The 16,804-nt window shown below is 66.4% G+C and carries 15 protein-coding genes; 10 read left to right on the top strand and 5 right to left on the bottom strand.

Annotated features, from left to right (window positions below; all coding sequences use genetic code 11):
• Window positions 1-8 precede the first annotated feature (8 nt).
• The 4 genes from CSEG_RS12155 to CSEG_RS12140 all read left to right on the top strand — a co-directional run bounded on the left by CSEG_RS12155 (window position 9) and on the right by CSEG_RS12140 (window position 3,175).
• A complete protein-coding gene (locus CSEG_RS12155) occupies window positions 9-596 on the top strand; it encodes an SRPBCC family protein (RefSeq protein ID WP_013079530.1) in 588 nt (195 codons plus the stop codon).
• Window positions 597-625: 29 nt separating this feature from the next.
• On the top strand, window positions 626-1,816 hold the full coding sequence (locus CSEG_RS12150; protein ID WP_013079529.1) for a zinc-dependent alcohol dehydrogenase: 1,191 nt from the start codon (window positions 626-628) through the stop codon (window positions 1,814-1,816).
• A gap of 218 nt (window positions 1,817-2,034) precedes the next feature.
• The gene (locus CSEG_RS12145; RefSeq protein ID WP_013079528.1) at window positions 2,035-2,379 is read left to right on the top strand and encodes a hypothetical protein; all 345 of its coding nucleotides are present in this window, start codon (window positions 2,035-2,037) and stop codon (window positions 2,377-2,379) included.
• Between the two features lie 49 nt (window positions 2,380-2,428).
• Window positions 2,429-3,175 (top strand): hypothetical protein, encoded by a 747-nt coding sequence (locus CSEG_RS12140; protein ID WP_013079527.1) that lies wholly within the window; start codon window positions 2,429-2,431, stop codon window positions 3,173-3,175.
• Window positions 3,176-3,575: 400 nt separating this feature from the next.
• On the opposite strand, the gene CSEG_RS21595 is transcribed toward CSEG_RS12140, so the two are convergent.
• The 3 genes from CSEG_RS21595 to CSEG_RS12125 all read right to left on the bottom strand — a co-directional run bounded on the left by CSEG_RS21595 (window position 3,576) and on the right by CSEG_RS12125 (window position 6,451).
• Window positions 3,576-4,502 carry a helix-turn-helix domain-containing protein gene (locus CSEG_RS21595; RefSeq protein WP_013079525.1) on the bottom strand — a complete coding sequence of 309 codons (927 nt, stop codon included), beginning with the start codon at window positions 4,500-4,502 and terminating at the stop codon, window positions 3,576-3,578.
• A gap of 62 nt (window positions 4,503-4,564) precedes the next feature.
• On the bottom strand, window positions 4,565-5,350 hold the full coding sequence (locus CSEG_RS12130; RefSeq protein WP_013079524.1) for an alpha/beta fold hydrolase: 786 nt from the start codon (window positions 5,348-5,350) through the stop codon (window positions 4,565-4,567).
• 216 nt (window positions 5,351-5,566) lie between these two features.
• Window positions 5,567-6,451, bottom strand: coding sequence for a LysR family transcriptional regulator (locus CSEG_RS12125; RefSeq protein ID WP_013079523.1), 885 nt, complete (start codon window positions 6,449-6,451; stop codon window positions 5,567-5,569).
• Between the two features lie 125 nt (window positions 6,452-6,576).
• Here CSEG_RS12125 and CSEG_RS12120 point away from each other — a divergent pair, with 125 nt between their 5' ends.
• From CSEG_RS12120 to CSEG_RS12095, 6 genes are all read left to right on the top strand, one after another.
• Window positions 6,577-7,038, top strand: a complete 462-nt coding sequence (locus tag CSEG_RS12120) for a VOC family protein (protein WP_013079522.1) — start codon at window positions 6,577-6,579, stop codon at window positions 7,036-7,038.
• Window positions 7,035-7,685: an SDR family NAD(P)-dependent oxidoreductase gene (locus CSEG_RS12115; protein ID WP_013079521.1), complete on the top strand. Its 651-nt coding sequence runs from the start codon at window positions 7,035-7,037 to the stop codon at window positions 7,683-7,685. The genes CSEG_RS12120 and CSEG_RS12115 overlap by 4 nt, the downstream gene beginning before the upstream one ends.
• A 25-nt stretch (window positions 7,686-7,710) precedes the next feature.
• Window positions 7,711-8,106, top strand: a complete 396-nt coding sequence (locus CSEG_RS12110; protein WP_013079520.1) for a GlcG/HbpS family heme-binding protein — start codon at window positions 7,711-7,713, stop codon at window positions 8,104-8,106.
• A 47-nt stretch (window positions 8,107-8,153) separates the two neighbouring features.
• Entirely contained in the window at window positions 8,154-8,969 is an 816-nt protein-coding gene (locus CSEG_RS12105) for an SDR family oxidoreductase (protein WP_013079519.1), read from the top strand.
• 166 nt (window positions 8,970-9,135) lie between these two features.
• Window positions 9,136-11,421: a TonB-dependent receptor gene (locus CSEG_RS12100; protein WP_083778393.1), complete on the top strand. Its 2,286-nt coding sequence runs from the start codon at window positions 9,136-9,138 to the stop codon at window positions 11,419-11,421.
• A 55-nt stretch (window positions 11,422-11,476) separates the two neighbouring features.
• Entirely contained in the window at window positions 11,477-14,344 is a 2,868-nt protein-coding gene (locus CSEG_RS12095; protein ID WP_013079517.1) for an ATP-binding protein, read from the top strand.
• Window positions 14,345-14,359: 15 nt separating this feature from the next.
• Here the strand turns inward: CSEG_RS12095 and CSEG_RS12090 are convergent, their stop codons facing one another.
• Both CSEG_RS12090 and CSEG_RS12085 read right to left on the bottom strand, forming a co-directional pair.
• Window positions 14,360-15,649: an MFS transporter gene (locus CSEG_RS12090; RefSeq protein WP_013079516.1), complete on the bottom strand. Its 1,290-nt coding sequence runs from the start codon at window positions 15,647-15,649 to the stop codon at window positions 14,360-14,362.
• Window positions 15,650-15,715: 66 nt separating this feature from the next.
• A complete protein-coding gene (locus CSEG_RS12085; RefSeq protein ID WP_013079515.1) occupies window positions 15,716-16,708 on the bottom strand; it encodes a hypothetical protein in 993 nt (330 codons plus the stop codon).
• Window positions 16,709-16,804 lie beyond the last annotated feature (96 nt).

Here is a 16,804-nt window from a genome sequence, read left to right as displayed (position 1 = left end):
GATCGACGATGTCCGATGAGACAATCGACCGCGCGCTGCAAAGCGACGCGCCGCTAACCGCCGCCGTGCACCAGCGCGACATTGGCCACGAGGTCGCCGACGAGCACGGCTGGCGCGAGGCGGCCTTGGTCGGCCGCACAGTCACGATCAATCGTCCGCGGGCGGAGCTCTATGCCTTCTGGCGCGACTTCCGGAACCTGGCCCTGTTCATGGAAAACGTCGAGAGCGTCACGCCCATCGACGGCCAGCGCTCGCGCTGGGTGGTCAAGGCCCCGGCCGGGAAGACCGTCGAGTGGGACAGCCTGCTGACCGAGGAAGTCGAGAACGAATTGCTGGCCTGGGAGTCCGCCCCGGACGCCGACATCAAGAACGCCGGCCGCATCGAGTTCAAGGACGGCCCGCCAGGGCGGGGGACCGAGATCACAGCCACTATCGTTTATGAACCGCCGGGCGGCGATATCGGCAAGCTGATCGCCAAGCTTTTCCAGAAAGAGCCGAAGATCCAGGCGCGCCGCGAGCTGCGCCGCTTCAAGCAGCTGATGGAGACCGGCGAAATCTCCACCGCCAAAACGCCCGACGCCGCGCCGCAAGGCTGACCTCCAACCCTCATTTGATGGAGACGCCAATGCGCGCTCTGACCTGGCACGGCAAACACGACGTCCGCATGGACACCGTTCCCGATCCCCAGATCGTCAATCCTCGTGACGCGATCATCAAGATCACCTCGACCGCCATTTGCGGCTCGGACCTGCATCTCTATGACAGCATGATCCCCTCGATGGAGAAGGGCGACATCCTGGGCCACGAGTTCATGGGCGAGGTCGTCGAGACCGGTCCAGGCTCGACCCTGCGAAAGGGCCAGCGGGTCGTCGTTCCGTTCGTGATCGCTTGCGGCAAGTGCTTCCACTGCGAGAAGCAACAGTTCTCCGGTTGCGAGAACTCCAATCCGGCCGAGACCCAGGACTTGGGCGAGATCGCCTACGGCACGGCGATGACCGGCCTGTTCGGCTACTCGCACATGACCGGCGGCTACGCTGGCGGCCAGGCCGAATATGTCCGCGTGCCCTATAGCGACGTCGGTCCGATCGTCATTCCCGACGGACTGGAGGACGACAAGGTGCTGTTCCTCTCCGACATCCTGCCCACCGGCTGGATGGCGGCCGAGAACTGCCAGATCGAGCCTGGCGACACCGTGGCGGTCTGGGGCTGTGGTCCGGTCGGCCTGTTCTCGATCCAGAGCGCCCTGTTACAGGGCGCGCACAAGGTGATCGCCATCGACCATCACCCGCACCGCCTGGAGCTGGCCAAGGCGCTGGGCGCGCAGGTCATCAACTACCATGACGTCAAGGTTCGCGAGGCCCTGATGTCCATGACCGGCGGCATCGGTCCCGACGCCTGTATCGATGCGGTCGGCATGGAAAGCCACGGCTTTTCGATCGACAACGTCGTCGACGCGGTCAAGGTCGCCACTCGGCTGGGAACGGATCGCGCTCACGTGCTGCGCGAAGTGCTGATGGCCTGCCGTACCGGCGGTCGGGTCTCAATCCCCGGCGTCTATGGGGGCATGGGCGACAAGATTCCCATCGGCGCCTTGATGGAGAAGGGCCTGCAGATCCGTACTGGCCAGACCCACGTCCACAAATATCTGCGGCCGCTGCTGGACCTGATCGGCGAGGGCGTCATCGACACGACCTTCCTGATCAGCCACCGCCTGCCGCTGGAGCGCGCGCCGGACGGCTACAAGATGTTCAAGGAAGACCAGAACGAGGTGACCAAGGTCATCCTCAAGCCAGAGTGGGAAAAGGAAGCGGCTTGATCTGCCTGTTTGTCGCCGTCTGGCGCCGGGCTCGTTCCTGGTCGCCGGCGGTTGACGTGGCGGTTCCATAAGATCCCGTCGAGCGGTCATGTTGCAACGTGATCGCTCGAAATTGATGATGTCAAATAGTAGTCGATTTGACTTGTACTTATTTCATTTAATTAAGGAACTTTGACCATTCTGAAGTCTTCTCTAAGAACCTTAGGGAGCATTTCGAAATGATTAAATTTACAATGGGCGTCGCGGCGGCCGCGATGCTGTTGGTTGCGTGCGGCCAGAAGACCGCCGACAACGAGAAGGTCGATGGACCGGCCATGTCGACCGCCGCCGCGCCGGGCAATGTCGCGGTCGACACCAAGTCGACCACCGGGGGGAGCGGTCCGACGCCAGGCGCAAGCTCCTACACCGAAGATCAGGCCCGTGCCGCCATCGAGAAGGCGGGCTACTCGGCCCTCGGCCCATTGAACCAGAACGCCAACGGCCTCTGGCAGGGCGAGGCCACCAAGGACGGCAAGAAGGTCAACGTCTCGATCGACTACAAGGGCGCGATCACCGCGCTCTAGGTCTCGGCACGTCCCTCTCCCCAAATCACATAACGCCCAGGACAATCACATGAGCAAGACGATCACCCGGCTGTTCGACAGCTACACCCAGGCCCTCGACGCGATCTCGGATCTGGAAGCGCGTGGCATCGACCACGACAAGATCAGCCTGGTCTCCAACAACACGGAGAATTGGCACGACGGTCACAAGCATGCCGACTCCGAACGTGACGGCCCGATGGGCGACCGCAACGGTGATGGCGAAAACGACGTCGCCGACGGCGCCGGCAAGGGCGCCGCCACCGGCGGGCTGTTCGGCGGCGGCGCGGGTCTGCTGGCGGGACTTGGCATGCTGGCCATTCCCGGCCTCGGCCCAGTCGTGGCGGCCGGGTGGCTGGCGGCGACGGCCGTGGGCGCGGCGGTCGGCGCGGTCGCTGGCGCGGCCACCGGCGGTCTGCTCGGCGCCCTGAAGGAAGCTGGACACACCGACGAAGAGGCCAATGTCTATGCCGAGGGGGTCCGTCGCGGCGGCGCCTTGGTCAGCGTCAAGGCGCATGACGACGAGATCGCCACGGTCGAGAGCGTCCTGAACGAGCGCCGCGGCGTGGATGCCGCGGCGCGCGGCGAGGCCTATCGCCAGAGCGGCTGGACGGGCTTCGACCCGGCGGCGACGCCCTACAACGCCGAGGACATCGGCCGGGAGAGGGCGCTCTACGGTGAGCAGCGTTCCTTCTCGGCCACGGATGATGTCACCGTCGACGACGAAGTCCGTCGCGCCGACCGCCCGATGGTCGATCCGGCCCGCCGCGACTACTGATCGAGGCGCGTAGCGAGCCGGATCTGGGCTCGTGTCGCGCACGATCAAGATCATGGCGCTGGGCGCGCGCATCCATGTTGGGGACCCGCGACGTGAAGAGCTCTCTCGGAGCAAATGGTCCGAGCTTGAGTGCTTGGCGACGTCCTCGCCATGATCCGAGCCGCTGGTGACGAGCCGACGGTCATCGATACCTGCGGGCCGGCTGGACCCACCGCGGCGCGGGAGCGGGAAGGCGCGCTTTGCGCTCATCATGGACGTCATTCGGCGGTTGCTGAAGGCGGCTGTTGGCGCGCGCGTGGGCGACCTCGTTTTGGTTGTATTTATCCCCTCGCACCGGGAGACGGACTGACTGTCCATTCCTGGGGCTGAGGCAACGAAAGCCCATGGCGCGGCCTCGCCGTCATCCAAAATCGGATACGCGAACCTGACTAGCCAACTGCCAAGTCCGAGGGGCCATGCCGGTTGCGCGCTTGAAAGTACGGGACATATGGCTCTGATCGGCAAAGCCGCACGCGAGCGCGATGTGGGCCAGCGGCAGCGAAGCTTTGAGCAAGATCTTGGCGCGTTCGATCCGCCTGGAGATGACCCAGCCATAGGGCGTGACCCCCGTCGAAATCCGGAAAGCGCGGGCGAAACGGCTGACGCCCAATCCGCAACCCTGGGCGAGCTCGGACAAGGTCGTGCCAACGGGCAAGGTCGCCTCGATCCACTCCTTGGCCATTCGTTCCTGGCGAGACGTCAGACCGCCTGCGATAGGCCGATGGTCCCTTAAGCCGCCATATCGCTGCATCACATAGAGACCGAACGCCCACATGAAGCTGTCGGCCGAGAAGGGGTCCAGCGTCGTCGGATCGTCGAGGTAGGGGCGGACAAGCCTCGCCATCCGCGGGATCACGGGATCGGGTCTGATGAAGCAGGCTGTTTCCCCAAGCTTGAGCGGTCCGGGGGATTCAAGATCGTCGGCGACTTCGCGCATGAAAGCGCGGGGAAGCAATAGCTCTAGGGTGTGGCTATGGGTGTTGAGCTCGACATAGTCGACACCAGAGACATAGAGAAAGTGACTGTGTCCCGCCGGCGAGCCGTAGTCGAACACCTCGTTGTGCACTGACGTCCGACTCTGTTCGGCGCGATAGCGCACACCGACGAGGTAGGTGTCCTCAAGCCGGGGGAAGCTGGCGTTACCGCCGCCGCCATGGTCGCCGTAGTCAACTTCGATGATCTGAAGCTTGGACTTCCGAAGCGACCGGGTTCGCAGGGTCAACCCGCGGCCGCCCGCGAAGTCGATCGGAACGGCGTCGAGGGCTGAACGGTGCAGGGCGGCAGTCATGTGTTCTCCCGTCAGGGCGATATCCGCCTGCGGGCGCTACTCCCGCAAGCGGATCCCTCGCGCTATCGCGCCGGCGCCGCGCCCGGAGCGCTTCGCGCGGCCTTCTCGATCAGGGCGGCGACGGAAGCGGGGTTCGCCACATAGACAGCGTGGCTGCCCGGAACTTCCTCCTTCGTCGCTCCCGCACGCTCGGCCATGGCCCTTTGAGCGGGAGGAGGGATCATTCTGTCGTCGGTAGCCACCAAGTACCAGCTCGGCTTCTTGCGCCAGGCCGGCTCGCTGACCGCGCCCTCGAGAGCGGCGACGCCCCACGGGACCTGGGAGTCGGCCATGAAACGCGCTGTTTGCGGTGCGACATCAGCCGCGAACGCGTTGGCGAACTTCGTCTTGTCCAGGAAGAGGTAGCCATCAACCGGTGGGAGGATAGGGGGAACGGCCGCGCCAGGCGGTGGATTGGCGATCAGCGAGGACACCGACTCGCCCTTATCGGGCGCGAAGGCGGCGATGTAGACAAGCGCCGTCACCTTCGGATCGGAGCCGGCTTCGGAGATGACGACGCCCCCATAGGAGTGCCCGACAAGCACCACATCGCCGGCCGCCGAAGCGATCGCTCGCTTGGTGACGGCGACATCGTCCGCCAGCGACGTCGTCGGGTTTTGAACCACCACGACCTTATAGCCGTCCCGCACCAGAATGCGGTGAACGCCTTCCCATCCCGAGCCGTCGACGAAGCCACCGTGAACAAGCACAACTGTCTTGTCCGCAGGCGACGCCTTTGGCGCGGCGCCTGCGGTGGACGCAAGCGCGAGCGCGGCGACACCAACAACCGCCTTGAGTGCCCCAACCATAAAGATCTCCCGTTTGACAGGCCGCGTGCGCGGCGTGCCGTGACGGTTAGGGACGTGACGTGGGCCGCTATTGAACGATCTTGCAGCCGGCCAAGGCGGAATGCAGGTTAGGCTTGGCTGGCTCGACAATATCAGCTTGCCGCGCGCGGCCTGATGGCGGCTTTTGGCCGCCGAGCGGCGTCGCGGCCTGATGCAAAGTCGACTGCAGCGATCCTCTCAGGCTCGCAGGAGCTCAATCACTGCGCGCAGGCCCGCCGAGATGTATTTGCGGGTCGGATAGTAGAGATAGAGCCAGTCCTCGGGCTGACACCAAGGCTCTAGACAGCGCACCAGCCTGCCGTCGCGCAGATCGCGCTCCGCCCGGTTCTCCCACACATAGGCCAGGCCGGCGCCCGACAGCGCCGCCTCGACCAAGAGTTCGTGATCGTCGGACGCCAAAGGCCCCGTAGGCTGAAATTCGACCGACCGTCCGTCCTTGATGAACTCCCAGGCGTAGCGCACGCCCGTCGGGTATAGGTTCTGAAGGCAGACATGGCCCGCCAGATCGGCCGGCGTCTTGGGCAGGGGCCGCTTGGCGAAATAGGCCGGCGAGCCGACGACGGCGAAGCGCAGGCGCGGCTGGATCCGCACCGCCGTCATGCCGTCGCGCAGGCTCTCGCCAAGGCGGATCCCGGCGTCGAAGCCTTCCTCGACGATGTCGACCAGTCGGTCCGTGGTGACGATCTCGATCGCCAGGTTCGGATTGGCTTCGGCCAGCCGTCCGACCACCGGACCCAGCACGAACGAGGCGATCGAACTGGGCGCGTTGATCCTCACCTTGCCGAAGGGCGTGTCGCGAAACTGGTTCAGGCCATCCATCGCCGAGCCGATGTCGCCGAACGCCGGCGACAGGCGCGACAGCAGCATCGCCCCGGCGTCGGTCAGCGACACGCTGCGCGTGGTGCGGTTGAGCAGGCGAATGCCGACCCGCGCTTCGAGATTGGTGACGGCGTGGCTGATGGCCGACGCGGTGACGCCGCGTTCCTCTCCCGCCCGCCGGAAGCTCTTGTGCCGCGCCACCGCGTCGAACGCCGCCAGTTCGGACAGATCAGTCGTTCTCATTGATGAATTGAGCTCAGCATTGATCGGAAGATTTCCAATCTAATCCTGCGAGGTCGAAAAGCGCAAATCTCCTTCCACACCGGGGCGGCGGCGACGCCGGTCCCAACAGGAAAAGGAGAAACCCGATGTCCGACTTCGTGCCGCCCGCCCACAACACCGCCTCGCCCTTCGCCGACATGCGCGGCCACCACGTCGCCGTACGCACCCCCAGCCTCGACGAGGCCAAGGCCTTCTATGTCGGCCTGCTAGACTTCCGGATCGTCGCCGAATGGGCCTATGGCGACGAGAGTCTGGCCTATCTGGCGCCCCCGACGGACGACCATTTCTACGTCGAGGTCCTGGGCGGCGGCGAGCCAGCCCCGATCGAGGTCCGGCCCTACACCGACCTCGGCGACAGCCTGAAATATCGCGGCTATCACCATTTCTGCCTCAACGTGACCAGCGTCGAGGCGACCGTCGAAACGCTGCGCAAGCGCGGCGTGACCATCGTCACCGAGCCGTTCGTGCTGGAGGCCATCAGCCGCAAGCTGGCCTTCTTCTGCGACCCCTTCGGCAATCTGATCGAACTGGCCGAGGTGATGTCGTGAGCGGCGCGCTGCTGATCGTCGGCGCAGGTCCCGGGATCGGCGAGGCTGCGGCCGAGCGGTTCGGCCGCGAGGGCTGGACCATCGTTCTGGCCGCTCGCGGTCCGCGCACTCTGGACGCCATGGTCGCGCGGCTGATCGGCCAGGGCGTCAACGCCCACGGCCTGGTGATCGACGCCACCGACCCCGAGGCGGTGCGCGCCGGACTGCGGACCGCGGACAAGCTGTCGGGCGGGCTCACCGCTGTGCTCTACAACGCCGCCAAGGTTCGTCAGCAGGACCTGTTCAGCATGACCGACGCCGAGATCGACAGCGATCTGGCCGTCAACGTGACGGGCGGTCTGCACACCATCCGCGCCGCCGCCGGCCTGTTCGAAGACCGTGGCGGGACCATCCTGGTCACCGGCGGCGGGCTGGCGGTGGCGCCGCACTCAGACTGGGCCAGCCTCGGCCTTGGCAAGGCCGCGCTGCGTAATCTCGTTCAAGGTCTGGCTCCGGCGCTGGCCGAACGGAACATCCGTATCGGCATGGCCACGGTCGCCACCCTGGTGGCCCCGGCCTCGGCCGAGGCCAGCGGTGTCGCCGACACGCTCTGGTCCCTGGCGACCGACCCGGACGCCGATTGGGAACAGACCTTCCCGGCCGCCTGAACTTCCTCCCTCAAAGGAACACGCCATGCTCTCCCTGAGTCAGGCCCAGGCGGCGATCGCCGCCGGCCAAACCCGCGCCGCCGTCCTCGGCGTTTCGGTCAATATCGCCGTCCTGGACGCGGCCGCCCACCTGAAGGCCTTCGGCCGAATGGACGAGGCGGTGCTGGGCTCCATCGACGTCGCCTTGGGCAAGGCCCGCACGGCCGCCCTGTTCGGGATCACCAGCGAAGCGGTCTGGGACTACTGCAAGCCCGGCGCGCCGGCCCCCGGCCTGGAGCGCAGTAACGGCGGCCTGATGACCTTCCCCGGCGGCGTCCCCCTGCGTGACCCGGAGGGGCGGCTGCTCGGCGCCGTCGGCGTATCCGGCGGCAGTCCCGTCCAGGACGCCGACATCGCCCAAGCCGCCGCCGCGGCCGTCTGATTTTCCAAACCCGACGACCTCAACCCAAATCCATGAGGAACAAGACCATGACCAAGAAAACCATCCTGATCACCGGCGCGGCCGGCGGCTTCGGCAAGGGCGCCGCCATCGGCATGGCCCGCAATGGCCACGACATCATCGCCACCGTTCATGTGGCCTCGCAGGTCACGCCGCTGCGCGAGGAAGTCGCCGCGCTCGGCCTGGCGGACAAGATCACCGTCTATCGACTGGACCTGAACGACCCCTATGACATCCAGCAAGCGATCGGTCTCGACTTCGACGTGCTCTGGAACAACGCCGGCATGGGCGAGGCAGGTCCGGTCTGGGAAATCCCGGTCGATCTGGTGCGGAAGAACTTCGAGGTCAATGTCTTCCTGCCGCTGACCCTGACCCAGGGCGTCGTCCAGAAGTGGGTTCGCGAAGGCAAGAGCCAAGGCAAGAAGGTGGTCTTCACCTCGTCGATGGGCGGCCTGTTCACGCCGGCCAACTGGGGGACCTATGTCTCGACCAAGCACGCCCTGGAGTCGGTGGCCGAGGCCATGCAGCAGGAGCTGACGCCCTACGGGATCAAGATTCAGACCATCAATCCGGGCGCCTATTACACCGGCTACAACGAAACCATGGCCGACAACCCGTTCCGCTGGCTGGACGACGCCAAGAACTTCACCAAGCGCGCCGACCTGCGCAAGGGCTTTGACGACTTCTTCGCCACGCCCGAAGGCAAGATGGACGCCCAGGAGATGATCGATCGGATGATCGACATCGTCCCGGCGGACACCGGCAAGTTCCGCAATGTCGTGCCGAAGGTCATCGAGGACATGCTGAAAGATCATCAACTGAAGGCCTGGGACAACCAGATCTAACCCGTCGAAGGCCGCCGCCGGTCGTCCCGGCGGCGCGCCGCGGCGCTGCGCCCCATGCACCGCAAGCTCACCGCGCTGATCGCGCTCACCCTGGCGCTCTTCATCGGAGGCGCCGGTCGATGAGCTGCTCAATGTCTGGTCTCTGGAGGCGCACCAAGGTCCGTTCATGGCGCGACTAGGTCGTCGCCGAGCTACCCAGCAGTCGTCACTTCCGTATTATGGCGTCACCGCAAGTCGTCAGATGGGCGATATAGGCGTTATCGTCCCACGCCTGGGGAGGGACGTGGCATTGGGCGCGGATACTCTGTCGCTTCTGCAAGCCATCGCCGCGTCGTTCGCGGTGGCTGACGGCGCGCCTCAGACGGGCGACAAGACCCAGCGGGACATGACCGAGGACGTCATCGTGACCGCCCAGCGGCGTCATGAACGCCACTTGGATGTTCCAATCGCAATGAGCGTTATCAGTCAGGACGACCTCGCGCGCCGCGGCGCCTTGGATCTCTCCGACGTGATCGGCGCGGCGTCGGGCGTATCGATCACCGGTTTCACGGGCGGCAACGCCAGCAACCTCGTTGCGATCCGCGGCGTCGCTGGTCAAGTGCTGCCGATCGGGTCGGCGCAACCGGTCGCGATCTATCTCGACGGGGTCTATCTGTCTCGACCGGACGCGGCCTTCTTCGGGTTCGACGATGTGGAGCGGGTGGAAGTTTTGCGCGGGCCTCAGGGAACGCTCTACGGGCGCAACGCCACAGCGGGCGCGATCAACATCGTCACCCGGACGCCTGGCGCCGCGCTTAGGGGCGGGGGCGAGGTTCGGGTGGGCAATCTGGATGCGATATCGGCGCGGGGCGCTGTCAGTGGCCCATTGTTCGCGCGCGTCTTCGGAGGGCTCTCGGGAAGTTACCTCCGCCACGACGGCATGATCCGCAATACTGTCACCGGCGCCCGGCTGAATGACCGCGACGCCTACACCGTTCGCGGCCAGCTTCGACACCCCTCGGCCGATGGTCGCTTCAACGCCGTGCTCGCGGCTGACGTCATGCGAGATCACGCGACCCCCGTCTTCAAGAACGCTTATGACGCTTCGGGAATGTTCTTGGGGATCGGTGATCCAAGCGCGTTCGCAAGCGATGCGGCCAGCGAGGCGCGGACGCTGCGCCGCACCACGAGCAAGGGTCTGGCGTTGACTCTGACCCATCGTCCGAGGGCCACGCTGGAGCTGGTATCGATCACCAGTTGGCGAGACTTCGACTCGACCTTGGCCTACGACGCCGACGCCACCGCCGCGGCGTTTCTGTTGACCGGCGCGACCAACCACAGCGCGAGCTTCAGCCAGGAACTGCGCGGCGTTTTCAAGGGACAGCGCCTTCGCGCCACCGGCGGCGCCAGCCTCTTCACAGAGCGAGCCCGTTACGGGCTGTCGACAAGCGCGCCGGTGTCGGCGCCTCGTTTCGATCACCTCGTCGATCGTAGCGACCTGGCGGCGTTCGCTCTGTTTGGCCAGTTTGAGGTCGATCTCGCCGATCGCCTGACCCTCGTCTCCGGCCTGCGTTATGACCGTGAGCGCCGCGATTTCACGATCGACTATCGGCGCTCGCCGACGCCCGGACGGCTCCTGTCGGGAAAGATCCGCGCCTCGGCGATCATTCCCAGCCTCACCTTAGCCTATCGCGCCAGTCCCAGTTTGCTGACCTATATGAAGGTCGGTCGAGGCTACCAGCCGCCAGGTTTCAACTTCGCGCCCGGAGCGGCGGCGACCGTCGCCAACACCTTCCGGTCGGAAACCCTTTGGGCCTACGAGGCCGGCGCCAAGGCCGAGTTCGCCGATCGGCGGGTTACGCTCAACGCCGCGGCCTTCCTCTACGACTACAGCGATATCCAGATCCGCAGTACGGTCGGCCTGGGCCTGTCGCGTGTGGACAACGCCGCCTCCGCCCGGCTGGGCGGGGTGGAAGCCAGTATCGTCGCCAAGCTGCCGGTTGGCTTTGCGGTTCACGCGCAGGGCGTCTTCCTTCACGCGCGCTATCGGGCCTTTTGTCAGCCGTTCAGCGCCGGCGACCCGCAGGGCGCGGATCCGCTCTGCGCGCCCGGTCTGGCCGACCGCTCCGGCAATCGGCTCAACCTCGCGCCCCGTTGGTCGGGCGGGCTTGGCCTGGACTATTCCCGGCGTCTGCGTACGGGCCGGCTCTCCGCGAGCATCACCTATGACCTATCGAGCAGCGTCTTCTATGTCGGAGCCGGCAACGAGGCCGCGCTGCGCGGGGGCGCTTGGAGCATGCTCGGCGGACAGCTGGCCTTTCAAATCGATAATGGACCCGAGGTCTTCGCCTATGGGCGTAATCTGACCGACGAACGTTTCCTCTCGTTCGCGGCGCGCGTGTCTTCGAGTTCGGCCTTTCAGGTCATCAGCGACCCCCGGACCTATGGCGGCGGGATTCGGTATCGCTTCTGAAGCGGACTGCGATAGATTTTGAGTAACACTGGTCTGCGGGTGAGCGGAGGTGAATTTGGCGGACGACCACGCCGAGTTGATGATGCGGTCGTTTGCGTTCGGCCCCTTTCTGCTGCTGCCCGGCCGCCAGTTGCTCCTTGAGGGCGAGACGCCGGTCCGCATCGGAAATCGGGCGCTGGGGCTGTTGACCGCGCTCGTCGAACGCGCGGGCGAGGTCGTCACCAAGCGCGAGCTGTTCGCCAAGGTCTGGCCCGACACCATCGTCGAGGAGGGTAATCTCAAGGTCCACATGGTGGCCCTGCGCCGTGTCCTGCGCCAGGAGGCTGGAACACGATACATCTCGACCGTGATCGGCCGCGGCTATTGCTTCGTGGCGCCGGTTCGGACCCTCAGTGGTCGCGAAGCGTTGGTGGACCGGCCTGTTGAGGTCCGCCGGGCGCACAACCTGCCGGCCGGCGCGGCGCGCCTGCTGGGTCGGGAAGACGTCGTCGGGGCCATTCGCGAAGAGTTGGGCGAAGCTCGGCTCGTCTCGGTGGTGGGGCCTGGTGGCATCGGCAAGACGTCCGTCGCCCTCGCGGTCGCCGAGCGGATGACCGGGGTGGTTCGTGACGGGGTGTGGTTCGTCGATCTCTCTCCGATCAAGGATCCGACCCTGGTCGCGAGCGCCGTCGCCACGGCCATCGGTCTGGCCGCCCACTCGGCCAACATGCTCGCGGCCCTAAGCGAATATCTGCGCGATCGGGAGATGTTGCTGCTGTTCGACAGCTGCGAGTGCGAGCACATCATCGACACCGTCGCCATGTGCGCCGAACGGATCCTTACGGATGCGCCGGGTGTCCGGATCCTGACGACCAGTCGGGAGCCGCTGCGGCTGGCGGGAGAGCGCCTGCGCAGGTTGCCGGGACTGGCCGCGCCGCCGGCCTCGACCACGCCCTTAGCGAGAGAGGCTTTGAGCTTCGCGGCGGTCCGTCTCTTCGTCGAGCGCGCGTCGGACCGGCTCGAGACCTTTGCGCTCAGCGACTCCGATGCGCCCATCGTGGCCGAGATTTGCCGGCGGCTGGACGGGCTGCCCCTGGCCATCGAGCTCGCCGCGACCCGGATCGACATGTTCGGCGCCGCAGGCGTGCTGGATCAGGTTCGCGACCGCTTCCACCTGCAGATCGCCCAGCGGGCCGGACCCGAGCGGCACCGTACTCTGATGGCCGCCATCGACTGGAGCTACGATCTGCTACCGGCGAACGAGCAGGCGGTCCTGCGACGACTGTCGGTCCTGGCCGGGACATTCAACCTGGCGTCCGCATGCGCCATTGTCGCCGACGACGCCATCGGTTCGGGCGCGGTGGTGGGGGACCTCGCGGCGCTTGTGGATAAATCCCTGGTCGTCGTCGAGCTCCGCGATCTCGATGTGGAGTACCGACTTCTGGATACGACGAGGGCCTACGCTCTGGAGAAGCTCCTGGTGTCGGGTGAGGCGGACGCGACCGGATTGCGTCATGCGCGCCATTTTCTCGGCTTGGCCGATCAGGCCAGGCGCGACGTCGGAAAGCTGCCCAGGACGATCTGGCTGCAACGCTACGGCGCGCGGATCGATGACGTTCGAGAGGCTTTGAGATGGGCGGCGTCGAGCGCGGACGACGCCGGGCTAGTCATCAGCCTGACCATCGCCGCCATCGCCTTCTGGGGGCAGCTTTCGCTGTTGGAGGAGTGCCGTGCGGCGGTCGAACGGGCGCTGGATCCGCGACTGGCGTCGGTCCGCGCCGCGCGCGACGACCTGGTGCTGAACCTGACGCTGGGCGCCACGCTGCTGCATACCCAGGGGCCGCTCCTGGCCGTGAAGGAAGCGCTGACGCGCGCCCTCGATATCGCCGAAGGGCTCGGTGAGACCGAGCTGCAGCTGGAATGCCTGCGGGGGCTTTCGGAATACGAGCTTTGGACCGGGGACTCGCATTCGGCGCTGCAGATCGCGGACAAGATCTCGTGCCTGGAGGGCAAGAGCGGGGGATCCGCCCGTACGGACGCCGACGGCTCGGCCGGCTCGGCCTTGTCCTGGCTGGGCGCGCTGGCCGCCTCGCAGGCCCGCCTGGAGAGCATCGTCTACCGGTCGGCCGGCCTGGATTCCCGGTCAGGCTCCACGCGCTTCGATTTCGACCAGCGGCTCACCGCTCGAGGCGCGCTGGCCACCGTGCTGTGGCTGCGGGGGTTTCCGGACCAGGCCGTCGAGACGGCGCGCGTCCAACTGGCGGAGGCCGAGGCGTCCAACTACGCCGTCTCGCTCTGCTATGCGCTGGTGCATGGTTCGCTTCCCGTCGCCCTCTATGTGCGGGACTACGTCGCGGCCCAGAGCGTGCTGAGCCGTGCTCTAAGACATGCCGAACGACACGGGCTGGTGATCTGGTCCGCCATGGCCGCCTGCGTGCGTGCGCGCCTGGATCTCTACCTCGACCGGCCGATAGACCTCGAAAGCTATCGCCAGACGCTCGCGGTCGTTCGCGAGAGCGGGTTTCGCATGCGCTATCCGAACTACCTGACCAACTACGGCGAGGCGCTGGCCCGGCAGGTCGATCTCCGAAGCGGCCTTGCCGCTATCGATGAGGCGATGGCTGTTTCGGAAGCCAACGGCCAAGTGGTCGGCATCCCGGAGATGTTGCGTATCAAAGGCAATGTCCTCCGCCGAGGCAGCGCGGCTCAGGCGGACCAGGCGGTGGAATGTTATCTTCGCTCCATCGCGCTGGCCCGCCGCGACGGCGCCCTGTCATGGGAGCTCCGGTCGGCCGCGACCCTGGTGGCGTTTTGGCGATCGCGCGGCGGCGATGACGAAGCCGAAGCGACGCTGGCCATGGCGCTGGAGCGTTTCACCGAAGGCTTCGACAGCGGCGACCTTCGTCGCGCCCGAGCTCTGGTCGACACCAGGCCGCGGGTGTGACCCCGTCACGATTGATCAGCCGCTCGATCGCTTTCGGAGCTCGGTGAGGCGCGCGCTGGCGGGGCGCCAGATCACCACGAGGGCGAGTAGAGCGGCGCCGAGGCTAATCGTTCCCATCGCCGCCTGAAGCGACCCCTTTTCGCCGCCGAAGCCATGCTCGGCGACCAGGGGCACAAGCGTGGGGCCAAGACTGATGCCGACCAGGGCGGTGACCGCCAGTGACAGCGCAACCGTCGTCGCGCGCATCTCGTTCGGAACGCTCTCCTGCATCACGACATGGCCGATCACATAGCCGCTGACCGACCCTAGCGCCCAGATCGCGAAGGCCAGCGCCGTCTGCTGGCCGGTCTGGGCCAGCAGGAAGAGCAAGGCGCCGATGAGGGCGAGCAGATAGGCGCCCAGCAGCAGCGCCGCGCGCGACCGGACGCCCCAGTGCTGGGCGAAACGGTCGGACAGAGCGCCGCCGGCCACGGACGCGATAACGCCGCTGACGGTCAGGGACAGGCCCACCAGCCCACCGGCCTGGAGGGGCGTCATGCCGTGGCTGCGCTGGAGCAAGGTCGGCAGCCAGGCGATAAGCGCATAGTCACCGACGCCCAGCGCGCCTTTTACGAGGCAGATGCGCAGCACCGTCGCGTTGTCGGAGATCAGTCGGGCGAGCACGGCGGAGATCGCGACCAGTCCCGCGCTGTGACGGCGCGCGGGCTCGCGGACTAGAAGCAGGAGGGGAACCAGCGCCAGACCTGGCAGCCCCGCCAGGACCATCAACTGGCGCCAGGGTTCGAGCGCGGCGAGGCCGGGCGTCGCCGCGAAGCGGCCAGCCTCGATCCACCCCAGCACAACCCCGCCGATGAACAACGAAGATCCGGCGCCGAACGTGGCTCCGAGCGAAAACGTCCCGAGCGCCAGCCCCCGGCGTCTCGGCGAGAAGCTGTCGATGATGAGAGAGGACGCCGCGGGCACCAACATGGCTTCGCCCAGTCCCACAGCGACGCGCGCCAGCAGGAAGGTCCAGAAGTCGACCGCGAGGCCGCAGAAGATGGTCGCGACCGACCAGAGCGATAGTCCAGCCGTGATCAGATTGCGCCGATTGACCCGATCCGCCAGTCGGCCGCTGGGCAGACCAGCCAGAGCGAAGATGACCGCGAACCCGGCGCCTTGCAGCAGGCTGATCTCCAAATCCGTCAGGCCGAGATCCGCGCGGATCGGGTCGACCACCAGATTGATGATGAGCCGGTCGGTGTACGACAGCAGCAAAGCAACACACAGGAGCGCGACGGCGGACCATGCCGCCGTCGTCGACATTGGCGACGCCGCCGAAACGGTCGTCGGATCGCCCGCCCGATCATTCATGATGTCGACGTTAGACGATCAGCGCAGCAGGGGCGCGATATCTTCGCCCAGAATGTTCTTGGCGAGGGGGACAATGGCCTTGTTGTCGGTGTTCTCGAGCACCGCCGTCGCCCAGGTCTGAACCGCCGCGCGGCCGTGGCGCTGTTCCAGTCCGTCGAATAGAGCCAGCGCCGCCGCGTAGCGGCCCGCCTCATTGTCGTTGTCCTCGATGAAATCGCCGGGGCCGAACGAGAACGGGCCGGGCGGGGACCAATCCGGCTCGCGTCGGCGACGTTCCCGGTCCGCGGGCGAGATCTGCCGATCAATCGCCTCGGGCTTGACCTTTCTGCCGCCCCAGGCGCCGAGATGGGCTTCGGGCCGTTCGATCCGGGCCTTGTCGTGCGCCCGACGCTGGGCCGTGGCCAGATCCGGACGAACGACCTCGGTGACCTGCAGGCCCGCCCATTCTGCGTGGCCTTCCTGGAACCAGCGTGGCAGCCGCGTCGCGCGCAGCGCGATCTGACTGTTGTGGGTCTCCTCATGCGGCATGACCAAGACGAGGAACGATGTCGCATTGGCGTCCCACGAACCGCTGAAGCCGGGGACGATCCAGCGATGCTCGGCCTCGCTGCGCGGCGGCACGTAGCTCCGATCGCGGGTGAGGACGATCGGCGCCCACGGCACGCCTTGGCGTGGATCGGGAATGATAGGTTGGAGCAGCGCCGTCAGCCCACCAAAACAGGCGGCCCGCGCCCGCGCGACCCCGAGCAATGCCGGTTGATGATAGATCCGCACCGTGGCGCCGCTCCGGCGATTGGTCACCTGGATGAACGGCAGGTCGCCAGGGGCGGCGGGCATGGTCTGGATGTCGATGCCGGACACGGCCGGCGGTTCGCGACCTTCCTCGGCCGAGCAAGCGCGCACGATCTGGCTCGTCGAAACAACGTCGGCGGCATGCGCGAGCGTGGAGGCCGTTAGCGCGGCGGCGATCGCGAGGCCGATCGCCCAAATCGAACCCGAAGAGCGGTTCATCTCACCGAACACCCGTGAAGTTGCTGTCGCCCGCCGGTTAGCGCGATTGGCGGCCGCCCCGAAGTTAAGTGGGGTTAAGAGGCGGTCCGCCTCTGC

Origin of the sequence: Caulobacter segnis ATCC 21756, assembly GCF_000092285.1 — a bacterium.
Taxonomy (GTDB): Bacteria; Pseudomonadota; Alphaproteobacteria; order Caulobacterales; family Caulobacteraceae; genus Caulobacter; species Caulobacter segnis.
Note: the sequence above shows the minus strand (reverse complement) of the source record. Positions and strands in the feature narration are given on the sequence as shown.

What these genes read in the sequence shown, in the direction of transcription:
- CSEG_RS21595 (WP_013079525.1), bottom strand. Translation starts at nt 4,502, where the DNA reads ATGACTGCCGCCCTGCACCGTTCAGCCCTCGACGCCGTTCCGATCGAC.
- CSEG_RS12100 (WP_083778393.1), top strand. Translation starts at nt 9,136, where the DNA reads ATGGCGCGACTAGGTCGTCGCCGAGCTACCCAGCAGTCGTCACTTCCG.
- CSEG_RS12085 (WP_013079515.1), bottom strand. Translation starts at nt 16,708, where the DNA reads ATGAACCGCTCTTCGGGTTCGATTTGGGCGATCGGCCTCGCGATCGCC.
- CSEG_RS12125 (WP_013079523.1), bottom strand. Translation starts at nt 6,451, where the DNA reads ATGAGAACGACTGATCTGTCCGAACTGGCGGCGTTCGACGCGGTGGCG.
- CSEG_RS12120 (WP_013079522.1), top strand. Translation starts at nt 6,577, where the DNA reads ATGTCCGACTTCGTGCCGCCCGCCCACAACACCGCCTCGCCCTTCGCC.
- CSEG_RS12145 (WP_013079528.1), top strand. Translation starts at nt 2,035, where the DNA reads ATGATTAAATTTACAATGGGCGTCGCGGCGGCCGCGATGCTGTTGGTT.
- CSEG_RS12150 (WP_013079529.1), top strand. Translation starts at nt 626, where the DNA reads ATGCGCGCTCTGACCTGGCACGGCAAACACGACGTCCGCATGGACACC.
- CSEG_RS12110 (WP_013079520.1), top strand. Translation starts at nt 7,711, where the DNA reads ATGCTCTCCCTGAGTCAGGCCCAGGCGGCGATCGCCGCCGGCCAAACC.
- CSEG_RS12130 (WP_013079524.1), bottom strand. Translation starts at nt 5,350, where the DNA reads ATGGTTGGGGCACTCAAGGCGGTTGTTGGTGTCGCCGCGCTCGCGCTT.
- CSEG_RS12140 (WP_013079527.1), top strand. Translation starts at nt 2,429, where the DNA reads ATGAGCAAGACGATCACCCGGCTGTTCGACAGCTACACCCAGGCCCTC.
- CSEG_RS12105 (WP_013079519.1), top strand. Translation starts at nt 8,154, where the DNA reads ATGACCAAGAAAACCATCCTGATCACCGGCGCGGCCGGCGGCTTCGGC.
- CSEG_RS12155 (WP_013079530.1), top strand. Translation starts at nt 9, where the DNA reads ATGTCCGATGAGACAATCGACCGCGCGCTGCAAAGCGACGCGCCGCTA.
- CSEG_RS12090 (WP_013079516.1), bottom strand. Translation starts at nt 15,649, where the DNA reads ATGTCGACGACGGCGGCATGGTCCGCCGTCGCGCTCCTGTGTGTTGCT.